The organism is Aeromonas sp. (genome assembly GCF_050633025.1).
Lineage (GTDB): Bacteria > Pseudomonadota > Gammaproteobacteria > Enterobacterales > Aeromonadaceae > Aeromonas.
On sequence record NZ_JBODRQ010000020.1, the window covers coordinates 24,917 to 37,619 of the forward strand.

Genomic DNA, 12,703 nt, shown 5'->3' on the forward strand with positions numbered 1-12,703 from the left:
TGTCTGTCATGCAAATCGCCAAAACCGATGCACCCATCATCGAAGTCCAGCACCTCTACAAGGACTTCCCCATCAACTCCAATGCCATCAAGAGTGGCAAGATGCGGGCACTCTCCGACATCACCTTCAACCTGCACCGGGGCCGCGCCCTGGCGGTGGTCGGGGAGTCGGGCTCCGGCAAGAGCACCATCGCCAAGATCATCGCCAAGATGTACAAGCTCAGTGCCGGGCGCATTCTCTATCGCGGCCACGATCTGGAAGAGTTCAACAAGGGCACCGCCCTGCTGGACTATCGCCAGAGCGTGCAGATGGTGTGGCAAGATCCGTTCGGTTCATTGAACCCGACCCACACCATCTATCACCACATCGCCCGCCCCCTGCTGCTGCACAGCAAGGTGATCGACAAGAAAGATCTGCCCGAGATGGTCTACGCCCTGCTGGAGAAGGTGGGGCTCACCCCCGCCAAGGCGACGGCGGCCAAGTATCCGCACCAGCTCTCCGGCGGCCAGCGCCAGCGGGTCAACATCGCCCGCAATCTGGCGGTGGAGGCGGAAGTGGTGCTGGCGGACGAGCCGACTTCCATGCTCGACGTCTCCATTCGCATCGGTATCCTCAACCTGATGGAGCAGATGAAGAACGAACTGGGGGTCTCCATGCTCTACATCACCCACGACATCGCCACCGCCCGCTACGTGGCGGAAGATCTGGCGGTCATGTATGTGGGTCACATGGTGGAGTGGGGCGAGGTGGACGAGATCCTGCACCACCCGCAGCACCCCTACACCCAGCTGCTTATCTCGGCGGTGCCCGACCCCGAGAAGAGCATCCACGCCGAGCTGGAGGGGGGCCGCAAGGGGGAGATCCCGCTCTGGACGCCGGAGTCCTGCGGTTGCCCCTTTGCCGGGCGCTGCAATCAGGCGATGCCCCGCTGCAAGGAGGCGCTGCCCCCCATCACCAAGCTTGCCGACAACCACTTCGTGCGTTGCTACCTCTACGAGTGATGGTGAGCCCTAGACCGGCCGGACAGCACAGTCCGGCCATGCCTCGATACGGGGCGGCCATAGCCCCGTGATGTGCCTCACCGCCCGGCGGTGAACCACAGGAGTAATACCTTGATGGAACTCTTGATCAATCAGGTGGGCTACGAGTGCGACGGACACAAGGTCGCCTTGCTGCAAGCCCCCCCCGCCCATGATCTCGGCGGCTATGTCAGGCTGCAACGCCTCGATGATGGCCAGACCCTGTTTGAAACCCCGCTGCAAGCGGCCGGCAGCGCCCCCGGCTGGCAGGGCCGCGCTTACTGGCGCACCGACTTCTCCGCCTTCAAGGAGCCCGGTCACTATCGGCTGGAGGCGATCACTGCCCAAGGCATTGTCCGCTCCACCCGCTTTGCCATCGGCCAGGATCTGCTGGCCAGCCGCTGCCTCTCCGATGTCATTCACTACTTCAAGGGGCAGCGCGCCAGCGGCACCTTCGATCGGGCCGACCGCAACGCCCGCCTGTTTGGCACCGACCAGCACAAAGATGTGCACGGCGGCTGGTTCGATGCCAGCGGCGACATGAGCAAATACCTGAGCCACCTATCCTACGCCAACTACCTCAACCCCCAGCAGACCCCCATTGTGGTGTGGGCCCTGCTCAAGTGCCGGGAACTGCTGGCCCCCCGCCGCGATATCGACGGCGTGAACCTCTGCAAGCGGCTCAATGACGAGGCGCTGCACGGCGCCGATTTCCTCTGCCGGATGCAGGATGAGTCGGGCTTCTTCTACATGACCCTGTTCGACAAGTGGAGCAAGGATCCCGCCCAGCGCGAGCTGTGCGCCTATGCCACCCAGCAGGGGATCAAATCCGCCAACTGGCAGGCGGGTTTTCGCCAAGGGGGCGGCATGGCCATCGCCGCGCTGGCCCGCGCCGCCCGCGAGAGCGTCAGTGGCGACTTCGATGCCAGCCGCTACGCCGAGGCAGCCAAACGCGGCTACCTGCATCTGTGCGAACACAACCTTGCCTACCTCGATGACGGGGTCGAGAACATCATCGACGACTACTGCGCCCTGCTGGCAGCGGTGGAGCTGACCCGCTCCTTCGGCGCCGAGTGGCTGAATGAGGCGAGAGCCCGCGCCAGCAAACTGTGTGCCCGCCAGCGCATTCATCCGGAGCTGGGTCACTACTGGTCGGCCAACGAGGATGGCTCGCGCCCTTACTACCACGCCGCCGAGGCGGGCCTGCCGGTGCTGGCGCTGCTGGAATATCAGGGAGTAGAGCCGGATCAGGGGCGCAAGGCCCAAGTGCAAACAGTGGTGGAGCAGGCACTGTCCGCCGAGCTGGCGCTCTGCGCCCGGGCGGGCAACCCCTTCTCCCTCGCCCGCCAATATGTGAAAGGGGTGGATGAAGCGCCGCGCGTCAGCTTCTTTATGCCCCACAACAACGAGTCCGGTTACTGGTGGCAAGGGGAGAATGCCCGCCTCGCCTCTCTGGCGACCATGGCCTTTGCTGGCGCCCGCCACTTCCCCCGCCAGAGCCAGCCGCTCATCACTTACGGTCAGCGCCAGATCGACTGGATCCTCGGGCAGAACCCGTTCAACGCCTGCATGCTGGCGGGCCACGGCATCAACAACCCCGCCTATACAGCCGGGTATCCCAATGCGCAGGGGGGGATCTGCAACGGCATCACCTCAGGGTTTGATGACGAAAAAGAGGTGGCCTTTATTCCGGAGGAGTACAGGGATCGGCTGGATCAGAACTGGCGCTGGGGCGAGCAGTGGATCCCCCACGCTGCCTGGTTTGCTCTGGCCATCACTTGGCAGAGTGCCCAGGGAAATGGAGGTCAACATGATTGAATACTGGGTCGGGGTCGATGGCGGGGGCACCCACACTCGCGCCCGCATTCGGGATCGGGCGGGCAAGCTGCTCGGAGAGGGGCGCGCGGCAGGCTCCAATCTGGAGCTGGGCATCAACCATGCCCACGCCAATGTGCTGGCTGCCATTGCCAGCGCCCGCCTTGCTGCCGGGCTAGGCATCGAGTGTGAACAACAGATGGGGGTCGGACTGGCGCTCGCCTCCGCCGAGCTGGCCGACTGCTATCACGCCCTGCTCGAGATGCCCTTCCCCTTCGCCAGCGTCAGGCTCACCTCCGATGCCTTCGGTGCCTGCCTCGGCGCCTTTGGAGGCCGTGAGGGGGCCATTCTGATCGCAGGTACCGGCTCGGTGGGGCTGGTCTATCAGGAGGGGCAGATCCGCACCTGCTCCGGCCGCGGCTTCCCCATTTCAGACATAGGCAGCGGCGCCTGGCTGGGGCTGCGCGCCATCCAGCAATCCCTGCTCTGCCACGACGGCATTCTGCCCCCCAGCACCCTCGCCATCCGCTTGATGGATCGCTTCAAGCGGGATCAGGCGGAAGTAGTGCGATGGGCCGCCCGCGCCATTCCGGCGGACTATGGCCACTTTGCCCCCTGGGTGTTCGATGCCGCCAGCGATGGCGACGAGCTCGCCAACCAACTGCTGGACGAAACCTGCGAACAGCTGCGGATCCTGCTGGAGGGGATGACCCAGCTCGGTGCCAAACAGATCGCCCTGCTGGGGGGGATTGGCACCCGCCTCGCTCCCCGTCTCGGCCAGCTCAACCTGATCCCCCCCCAGGCGGATGCGCTAGATGGCGCCATCCTGTTTGCCCAATCAGAGGATTTTCCATGTCTACACCCCTGATCCACACCCAGGTCGCCCGACGTGACGGCGAGGATGTCTGGTTCACCTTCACTCTCTCCCGCATGCCGGAAACCCAGTGGAAGCTGCACTTCTGTCTGGCTCGCCATATCGACCCCGACTCACTGCAAGGAGGCAAGCTGGAGCGCCAGAGCGGCAGCTACAAGGTGATTGTCCCGAACGCTGGCAGCTGCGAGCTGCGCTTTTGCTGCCGCCAGACCCCCATCAAGAAGCTCTCCGACATGCCGCAGGGGTTCTTCCTCAGCCTGCCGGAGGCGACCACCGTCGCCCAGCTGCTGCCGGTGACGCTGGCGGCGCAGGATCTCGGGCTGGAGAACCCGCCGATCACCCGCCCCGACCTGCCCGAGGTCGAGCCCCTGCCCGGTATCGTGCCGCAACCGGCCCATCAGGTGCTGCTGGAGGGGAACTTCCGGCTGGCCGAGCGGGCCCATGTCAGCGCCCCCCGCGATGTACCGGGTCTGCTGGCCCACTTCAACGAGCTGACGTCGCTGGCACTGGAACAGGATCACGACGCCGAAATCAGGCTGACCGAAGCCAAACTGGCCCCCGAAGCTTACCGGCTCACCATCACCGAAGAGGAAATCGTGATTGCCGCTGCGGGCGAGAGCGGCTGGCGCCATGGGCTGGTGACGCTGGCCCAGTGGTATCTGCAACATGGCGAGAGCCTGCCCTGCATCACGCTGGAGGATGCCCCGCGCTTCGGCTTTCGCGGCATTTTTCTCGACTGCGCCCGCCACTTCCACACTCCGGCCACCATCAAGCGCCTGCTCAAGCTGATGAGCCTCTACAAGTTCAACCGCTTCCACTGGCACCTGACCGATGACGAGGGGTGGCGGCTCGAGATAAAAGCCTTCCCAGAGCTGACCGACGTGGGTGCCTGGCGCGGCCACGATCTGGCGATCGGCCCCCAGCTCAGCGGCGGCGCCGAGCCCTATGGCGGCTACTACACCCAGAGCGAGGTGAAGGAGCTGGTGAGCTATGCCGGTGAGCTCGGCATCACCGTCATTCCCGAGATCGACATCCCGGGCCACTGCCACGCCGCCATCAAGGCGCTGCCCGAGCTGCTGGTGGAAGCGGCGGATCACTCCCGCTACCTCTCTGTTCAGCATTTCGATGACAACGTGCTCAACCCCGCCCTGCCCGGCACCTACCGCTTTCTGGAGGCGGTGCTGGACGAGGTATGTGAACTCTTCCCCGGCACGCAGATCCACATGGGGGGTGACGAGGTGCCGACCGGTGTCTGGACCGACAGCCCCGCCTGCCAGCAGCTGATGACCGAGCAGGGCTACTCCGACTGCCGTGATCTGCAGGGCCATCTGCTGCGCCATTGCCAGCGCTATCTGGCCGCCAGAGACAAACAGATGATCGGCTGGGAGGAGATCCTGCACGGCGACAAGGTGAGTCGCAAAGCCGCCGTCTGTGCCTGGACCAGCTTCCAGGCGGGGCTGGACGCCGCCGCAGCCGGTTATCCGGTGGTGATGGCGCCCGCCCAGTCCCTCTATCTGGATCTGGCCTGGAGCCAGGATATACATGAACCTGGCCTCTACTGGGCGGGGACCCTCAATCTGGAGCAGGTCTATGCGTGCGATCCTGCGCCAGCCGATTTCCATGCCAACGATAACATCCTCGGGGTGCTGAGCCCCTTGTGGTCAGAATTGATCACCAGCCGTGATCGTCTCGACTACATGTTGTTCCCGCGTATGCTGGCCACGGCCGAGGTGGCCTGGAGCGATCCCGCCCACAAGGGCTGGGATCACTTCGCCGCCCGCCTGCCGGGCCAGCTGCAGATCCTCGATCAGTTGCAGGTGCGCTACCGGATGCCACAGAGGTAATGTTGTCTCTACTTTGGCGGCCAATCGGCCGCATTTTTTACGATTAACCAACAAAACATCAACTTCTCCCTACCATTCATCCGCCATTATTGGCAATATCTAGCCCCTAATGAAGCTGGTCTGCCTCCTGCTGGCGCGAGCCTGCAGCCACCTCCAGATCTGCCACAATAACAACGACAACATTATCGACAAGAACATCGGAGCGTATTCCTATGGCCCGCAAAGACGTCCATACCCTGGATAGCGAAGTGGAGTTTCCTGCCGACGTACAACTGGTCTCCACCACTGACCTGCGCGGGGTGATCACCTACGCCAACCCGGCCTTCTGCGACATCGCAGGCTACTCGGTCGATGAACTGGTGGGACACAACCACAATCTGGTACGCCACCCCGACATGCCCAAGGCCGCCTTCGCCGATCTCTGGGCCCGCCTCAAGGAGGGCAAACCCTGGCGCGGTATGGTAAAAAACCGCTGCAAGGATGGCCGTTACTACTGGGTAGATGCCTATGTGACCCCCATCTACGAAGGCAACAAGATCAGCGGCTACCAGTCGGTACGCTGCAAGCCCGAGCCCCAATTCAAGCGCATCGCCGCTCAGACCTACCAAGCCCTGCTCAAGGCCGAGCGCGGCAACAGCAGCAACCTTCCCTCTCTTGCCAAAGTACGCACCCCGGCCATGACCCTGCTGCTGCTCGGCCTGATGGGCTGGACCTTCGCCAGCCAAGGGGCCATGACCGTCCTGCTGATGCTGCTGCCCCTGCTGCTCATCGGCGGAGCCTACTGGCGCGAGCTCTTTGCCCTGCCCCACTATCTGCAGCAACTGGGCCGTGAATATGACAGTCTGACCCGGCTGGTCTACTCCGGTGACAACCCCGGCGCCATTGCCGATTTTCATATCAAGATGCTGCAGGCCCGCATCCGAACCGTTTTGGGGCGGATCAATGATGCCACGGCACCTCTGCAAACCCTGGCCATCAATCTGAAGCAGGCCTCTCATCAGGCCTGCCTCGATATTAACGAGCAAGATGCCCAGACCCAGCAGATGGCTACGGCGATGACCCGGATGACCTGCACTGCTCACGAGATAGCACGCACTATTCAAGACTCGAACGGCCAGGTCAACGAAGCTCGCAACCACTGTGAACATACCAACCGACAGTTGAACCAGACCGAACAACAGATCGAACAGCTCGCCAGACAGGCAGAGCTGGCATTCAACTCGGCAGTAGAACTCGCCAGCGAGTCCGAAAAAATTGGCAGCGTAATGGACGAGATCCAGGGGATCGCAGAGCAGACCAACCTGCTGGCCCTCAACGCCGCCATCGAGGCAGCACGGGCCGGTGAGCAGGGGCGCGGCTTTGCGGTGGTCGCCGACGAGGTGCGAACTCTCTCCACCCGCACCCACAAGGCGACCAAGCAGATCCAGGCCAGCATCAAGCAGATCCAGCACACTCTGGGCCGCTGGAAGGGGATGATGCAGGAGAACCTGCAGCAGACCCGCGAATGCGCCGAGATGACCCGCCAGGGCTCCAGCAGCCTCCACACTGTGCTGCAGGAGTTCGAGCTGGTCACCGAGTTATCCACCCAGATCGCCGCCGCCGCCGAGCAGCAGCAGACGGTGGTGGAGGAGATCAGCCGCAGTATCCACCAGATCTCCGAGTACTCCCACGCCAACAGCCAGAAGATGCAGGATGTCGATCACTCCAGTCAGGCTCTGCTGGATCGGGCCAAGCAACTGAAGGGGCTTAGCCAGACCTTCGGCTGAATCATTGCCAGCCCCATGACAGAAGCGCCACAATGGCGCTTCTGTTGTTTTTTGACGAATCGTGTCTATGAGCATTGAATCCAGTCCATCCCCATTGAACAAAACTGCCCGTATCGAAGCGATCATCGCCCTGATCCCGGCGGGCCGGGTGGTCAGTTACGGTCAGGTGGCCGATCTGGCCGGGCTGCCCGGACGGGCAAGACTGGTGGGCAAGGTGCTGCGGGAAACCGACAAGGTACTGCCCTGGCATCGGGTGCTGGGCGCAGCGGGCACCATCTCGTTACCCAAAGGGTCGCCAGGCTTTGCCGAACAGACGGGCCGCCTGCAGCAGGAGGGGGTCGTGGTGATAGGGGGGAGGGTCAGAATGAAGGAGTGGCAGTGGCAGCCCGATCTGGCCGAGCTGCTGTTTTTACTGCCGTTTTGATGTTGTTCTTCACCTGAAGTGGTGATTATTGGCCTGACGATTACTCCAGCGGTGCCAGGATCTCATCGCTGCGCACCTGCACCGGTATGGTCTCGTCCGCGCGCTGCAGCAGCACCAGCAAGCTCTGCCGGTCAACTTCCAGCACATAGGCCACACCTTCCCGGGTCATGCAGCTCATGCCCGGCCGGATCTCGTTAATCTCCATCTCAACCTCCTTGTCTACTTCGCAATTGATGACAGCTGCACTCCTTGCAGCAGTCTCAGTATACCGCTATCCATAAGCAAAGAGGCCCCTTGTCGGGGCCTCTTTTCATCACGCTTTTTTAGCCTTTGGCAAACTCTCTTGCCAGGTACCATTGTCGTAATGAGCGGTCCAGCCGGTCGCCTTGCCGTTGACCTCGCTCATTACGTACTGCTCCTTGGTCTTGCGACTGAAGCGCACGATGGCCGGGTTGCCATCAGGATCGGTGAGCGGGGCTCCCGCCAGATACTTGTGCTTGGCCGAGATGCGATCCTTGAAGCGCTTGAGCTCTTCCACCAGCGGCGCGCGGGTCTCGCGGGATTTGGGGAAGTTGCTGGCCGCCAGGAACAGACCGGCAGCCCCGTCACGCAGCACGAAGTGGGCATCGGACTGGGTGCACTTGAGCTCCGGCAGCGGTACCGGATCCTCTTTCGGCGGCGCAATGTCACCGTTTTTCAGGATCTTGCGGGTGTTCTTGCAGGCCTCGTTGGTGCAACCCATGTACTTGCCGAAACGGCCGTTCTTGAGCTGCATCTCGGCTCCGCAACGGTCGCACTCGATGCTCGGCCCTTCGTAGCCCTTGAGCTTGAACTGGCCCTTCTCGATCTCGTAGCCATCGCAGTCCGGGTTGCGACCACAGACGTGCAACTTGCGACTGTCATCGATGATGTAGGCATCCATCGCTGTACCACAGACGCCGCAGCGGTGCTTGGCGCGCAGCGCTTCGGTTTCCGCCTCTTCGCCGTCAGTGGCGGAGACAAACTCATCGGCAGAGACCAGGTTAATGGTCTTCTTGCAGCGCTCTTTGGGCGGCAAGGCATAGCCGGAGCAGCCAAGGAAAACACCGGTGGTGGCGGTACGGATACCCATCTTGCGGCCGCAATCAGGACAGTCGATATCGGTCAGCACCATCTGGTTGGCACGCATGCCACCCTCTTCCGGCGCCTTGTCAGCCTTCTCCAGCTCCTGGGTAAACTCGGCGTAGAAGGCATCCAGCACATTCTTCCACTCCAGGCTCCCTTCGGCGATGCCATCGAGTTTGTCTTCCATCTTGGCGGTGAACTCGTAGTTCATCAGCTCGATGAAGTTCTCGACCAGACGATCGGTGACGATCTCGCCCATCTTCTCGGCGAAGAAACGGCGGCTCTCGACCCGCACATAACCACGATCGACGATGGTGGAGATGATGGAGGCGTAGGTAGAGGGACGGCCGATGCCGCGTTTTTCCAGCTCGCGCACCAGCGCCGCTTCGGTGAAACGGGCAGGCGGCTTGGTGAAGTGCTGGCGCGGATCCAGCTTGATCAGCTTCAGCACCTCACCCACGGTCACCGCAGGCAGCTGACTATCTTCGCCCTTGCGACCCATCGGCGGCAGGGCCTTGGTCCAACCGGCGAAGCGCAGGGTACGGCCACGGGCCTTGAGCTCGAACTCACCCGCCTTGACAGTCAGGGTGGAGGAGTCGTACTGAGCCGGGGTCATCTGGCAGGCAACGAACTGACGCCAGATGAGATCGTACAGACGCATGGCATCCGGCTCCATCCCTTCCAGCATCTCGGAGGTGACCAGCACGCTAGAGGGACGGATCGCTTCGTGCGCTTCCTGGGCATTGGCCTTGGCGCCATACAGATTCGGCTCGGCTGGCAGATAGGCCGCGCCATACTGCTCGCCGATATATTCACGCACCGCCTCAACCGCCTCTTTGCTGAGGTTGGTGGAGTCGGTACGCATATAGGTGATGTAACCCGCTTCATAGAGACGCTGGGCCATCATCATGGTCTTCTTGACCCCGAAGCTCAGCCGGGTAGAGGCCGCCTGCTGCAGAGTAGAGGTGATGAAAGGAGCAGAAGGCTTGGAACCGGTCGGCTTGTCTTCCCTGTTCACTACCTTGTAGTCAACCCCTTCCAGAGCGGCGACGGCAGCGAAGGTCTCGGCCTGGGTCACCGGCTTGAAGTCGGCGCCGTTGCGGCTGACCACTTCCATGCGCAGCTCGCTCTTCTCGGCGGTCAGAAGGTCGGCGTTGAGATCCCAGAACTCGACCGGCACGAATGCCTTGATTTCGCGCTCTTTATCGACGATCAAGCGCACCGCGACGGACTGCACCCGACCGGCAGAGAGGCCGCGAGCCAGCTTTTTCCACAGCAGCGGGGAGACCATGTAACCCACCACTCGGTCGAGGAAACGACGGGCCTGCTGGGCGTTGACGCGGTCGATGTTGAGCTCGGAGGGCTGGGCAAACGCCTCCTTGATGGCGGTTTTGGTGATCTCGTTGAACACCACGCGCCTATAGCGGCTGTCGTCGCCACCGATGATCTCGCGCAGGTGCCAGGCGATCGCCTCTCCTTCTCTATCCAAGTCGGTTGCGAGATAGATGGTGTCGGCTTTCTCGGCCAGACTTTGCAACTCGCTGACCACCTTCTCCTTGCCGGGCAAAATCTGGTAGTTGGCCTGCCAGCCCGCAGTCGGGTTGATCCCCATCCGGGCAAACAGGGCCTTGCGATCCTTGGCAGCCTTCTCGGTTTCGCTCAACTTGATGCCGCGAATGACGGGTTTCTTGGGCTCGGTGCTGGCGCTGCCGCTGGTGGGCAGATCGCGAACATGACCCACGCTGGATTTCACCACGTAGTCCTTGCCCAGATATTTGTTGATGGTCTTGGCCTTGGCCGGAGACTCCACTATGACCAGTGATTTGCCCATGCTGTAACTATTATCCTCATTGCACCCGACGGGGTTGGTGTGCGGTTTTGTGGGGCTGTATAAGAGATTTGGCGCGAAAAAGCAATCTTGTGAGCAAATTTGCCTGACCAGCCCGAACCACACGGCTTCTTTTATTGCTTCTTTATTTATTAATGCGAAGGCAACAGGCCGGACGCAACCGCTTTTTTGTTTTTATGCTATATCCCCCCCTTTTTTAGATTGGAAATGACATATCCAGCCACCCTTGTGACATAAAAACCCATTCTGGTTATCAGCTTGTTACAGAGGATGAAATCTTTTTATAATGGCCGTACGCCACAGCTTTGTGTGCGGAAGGAACCGCTCCCCATATAAAAATCGAAAGGATGTGATCATGAAGCACTTCGAGGTCAATTTCGACGGTCTGGTCGGCCCGACTCATAACTATGCCGGCCTCTCCTACGGCAACGTCGCCTCCCAGAGCAATGCCCAGGAAGCCTCCAATCCCAAGGAGGCAGCCAAGCAGGGGCTACGTAAAATGAAGGCATTGACCGACCTCGGCATGGTGCAGGGGGTGCTGGCCCCGCAGGAGCGACCGGATCTCGCCACCCTGCGCCGCCTCGGCTTCACCGGCAGCGATGCCAGGGTGCTGGAGCAGGCCGCCAAACAGGCTCCCGCCGTACTGGCCGCCTGCTATTCAGCCTCCAGCATGTGGACCGCCAACGCCGCTACCGTATCACCGAGCGCCGACACTCAGGATGGCCGCATCCACTTCACCCCTGCCAACCTGACCAACAAGTTTCACCGCTCCCTCGAGCCCGAGGTGACGGGCCGCATTCTGCGCGCGGTGTTCAACAATGAGCGCCACTTCAGCCACCACCTCCATCTGCCGGAGAACGACCACTTCGGCGATGAGGGGGCCGCCAACCATACCCGCCTCTGCCGCGCCTATGGCGAAGCGGGAGTCGAGCTGTTCGTCTATGGTCGCAGCGCCTTTGATCTCTCCCGCCCGGCACCGAAGCGCTATCCGGCCCGCCAGACTCTGGAGGCAAGCCAGGCCATCGCCCGCCTGCATGGCCTTGGCGAGGAGAGCGTGGTGTTTATTCAGCAAAACCCGGAGGTGATCGATCAGGGGGTATTCCATAACGACGTGATCGCGGTGGGCAACCAGAACGTGCTCTTCTTCCACCAGCAAGCGTTCCTCAACACCGAAGCGGTGCTGGCCGAGATCAGCAGCAAGTTTGGCGAGGGAGATTTGCACTTTATCGAAGTGCCGACTGCCGAGGTATCCGTGCAGGATGCAGTGAAATCCTACCTGTTCAACACCCAGATCCTCACCCTGCCGAGCGGCGAGATGGCCATCATCGCCCCCACCGAGTGCCGCGACAATCTGGCGGTCTCTGCCTATCTTGGCAAGCTGCTGACGCAAGGCACCCCGATCAAAACGGTACACTATATGGATGTGAAACAGAGCATGCGCAACGGCGGTGGTCCCGCCTGCCTGCGGCTGCGGGTTGCCATGAACGATCAGGAACTCGCTGCGGTCAATCCGGCCTGCCTCATCAACGACCGCCAGTTTGCCCGCCTCGATGGCTGGGTCGATCGCCACTACCGCGACCGCCTGACACTGGACGATCTGCGGGATCCGGCACTGGTGCAGGAGTCCCGCTGCGCACTGGACGAACTGACCCAGATCCTGAAACTGGGGTCCATCTACCCGTTCCAGCGCTGATCATCGCATCCGGCACAAACTCAATTCAGCAACAGACCGCCACGTCAGGCGGTCTTTTTGTCTGTCCCTCAATGAATGCTGATTTTTTCGACCAAAGCCCGCAACGGGACTGCATAGAAAAGCAGCGCACAACTTGCTGATAAGCTTGAATTTTGAGCTGGATGTATCAAAAAATCGACGAACAGTCATTTTTTGCTGCCAGACACGCGTCAAGGGGTTCACAAAGAGCGAAGATCTGTTAGTATGCGCCTCGCACTTGGGGAGGGGTTCCCGAGCGGCCAAAGGGATCAGACTGTAAATCTGACGGCTCTGCCT

Annotated in this window: 9 protein-coding genes; 7 read left to right on the forward strand and 2 right to left on the reverse strand. The window is 61.5% G+C overall.

Going from position 1 to position 12,703, the window contains the following annotated elements:
* Nucleotides 1–8 precede the first annotated feature (8 nt).
* The 6 genes from ACRAUW_RS04760 to ACRAUW_RS04785 all read left to right on the forward strand — a co-directional run bounded on the left by ACRAUW_RS04760 (nucleotide 9) and on the right by ACRAUW_RS04785 (nucleotide 7,742).
* Complete coding sequence (locus tag ACRAUW_RS04760; RefSeq protein WP_431361364.1) at nucleotides 9–1,001, forward strand: ABC transporter ATP-binding protein; 993 nt, start codon at nucleotides 9–11, stop codon at nucleotides 999–1,001.
* A 114-nt stretch (nucleotides 1,002–1,115) separates the two neighbouring features.
* Nucleotides 1,116–2,837 (forward strand): glycoside hydrolase family 9 protein, encoded by a 1,722-nt coding sequence (locus ACRAUW_RS04765; RefSeq protein ID WP_431361365.1) that lies wholly within the window; start codon nucleotides 1,116–1,118, stop codon nucleotides 2,835–2,837.
* On the forward strand, nucleotides 2,830–3,702 hold the full coding sequence (locus tag ACRAUW_RS04770; protein ID WP_431361366.1) for a BadF/BadG/BcrA/BcrD ATPase family protein: 873 nt from the start codon (nucleotides 2,830–2,832) through the stop codon (nucleotides 3,700–3,702). Before ACRAUW_RS04765 ends, ACRAUW_RS04770 begins: the two co-directional genes overlap by 8 nt.
* Entirely contained in the window at nucleotides 3,687–5,552 is a 1,866-nt protein-coding gene (locus tag ACRAUW_RS04775) for a beta-N-acetylhexosaminidase (protein ID WP_431361367.1), read from the forward strand. The genes ACRAUW_RS04770 and ACRAUW_RS04775 overlap by 16 nt, the downstream gene beginning before the upstream one ends.
* A 212-nt stretch (nucleotides 5,553–5,764) precedes the next feature.
* Nucleotides 5,765–7,318 (forward strand): methyl-accepting chemotaxis protein, encoded by a 1,554-nt coding sequence (locus tag ACRAUW_RS04780; RefSeq protein WP_431361368.1) that lies wholly within the window; start codon nucleotides 5,765–5,767, stop codon nucleotides 7,316–7,318.
* A gap of 67 nt (nucleotides 7,319–7,385) precedes the next feature.
* Entirely contained in the window at nucleotides 7,386–7,742 is a 357-nt protein-coding gene (locus ACRAUW_RS04785) for an MGMT family protein (protein ID WP_179902302.1), read from the forward strand.
* Between the two features lie 40 nt (nucleotides 7,743–7,782).
* Here the strand turns inward: ACRAUW_RS04785 and ACRAUW_RS04790 are convergent, their stop codons facing one another.
* Nucleotides 7,783–7,947, reverse strand: a complete 165-nt coding sequence (locus tag ACRAUW_RS04790) for a hypothetical protein (protein WP_201989940.1) — start codon at nucleotides 7,945–7,947, stop codon at nucleotides 7,783–7,785.
* 108 nt (nucleotides 7,948–8,055) lie between these two features.
* Nucleotides 8,056–10,677, reverse strand: a complete 2,622-nt coding sequence (gene topA, locus ACRAUW_RS04795) for a type I DNA topoisomerase (protein WP_431361369.1) — start codon at nucleotides 10,675–10,677, stop codon at nucleotides 8,056–8,058.
* 373 nt (nucleotides 10,678–11,050) lie between these two features.
* On the opposite strand from topA, the gene astB reads away from it, so the two are divergent.
* Complete coding sequence (gene astB / locus ACRAUW_RS04800) at nucleotides 11,051–12,388, forward strand: N-succinylarginine dihydrolase (RefSeq protein ID WP_431361370.1); 1,338 nt, start codon at nucleotides 11,051–11,053, stop codon at nucleotides 12,386–12,388.
* Nucleotides 12,389–12,703: the final 315 nt, after the last annotated feature.

Bases quoted from the DNA above. Each gene is read 5' to 3' on its own strand.
- ACRAUW_RS04760 (WP_431361364.1), top strand. From the start codon at position 9: ATGCAAATCGCCAAAACCGATGCACCCATCATCGAAGTCCAGCACCTC.
- ACRAUW_RS04765 (WP_431361365.1), top strand. From the start codon at position 1,116: ATGGAACTCTTGATCAATCAGGTGGGCTACGAGTGCGACGGACACAAG.
- ACRAUW_RS04770 (WP_431361366.1), top strand. From the start codon at position 2,830: ATGATTGAATACTGGGTCGGGGTCGATGGCGGGGGCACCCACACTCGC.
- ACRAUW_RS04775 (WP_431361367.1), top strand. From the start codon at position 3,687: ATGTCTACACCCCTGATCCACACCCAGGTCGCCCGACGTGACGGCGAG.
- ACRAUW_RS04780 (WP_431361368.1), top strand. From the start codon at position 5,765: ATGGCCCGCAAAGACGTCCATACCCTGGATAGCGAAGTGGAGTTTCCT.
- ACRAUW_RS04785 (WP_179902302.1), top strand. From the start codon at position 7,386: ATGAGCATTGAATCCAGTCCATCCCCATTGAACAAAACTGCCCGTATC.
- ACRAUW_RS04790 (WP_201989940.1), bottom strand. From the start codon at position 7,947: ATGGAGATTAACGAGATCCGGCCGGGCATGAGCTGCATGACCCGGGAA.
- topA (WP_431361369.1), bottom strand. From the start codon at position 10,677: ATGGGCAAATCACTGGTCATAGTGGAGTCTCCGGCCAAGGCCAAGACC.
- astB (WP_431361370.1), top strand. From the start codon at position 11,051: ATGAAGCACTTCGAGGTCAATTTCGACGGTCTGGTCGGCCCGACTCAT.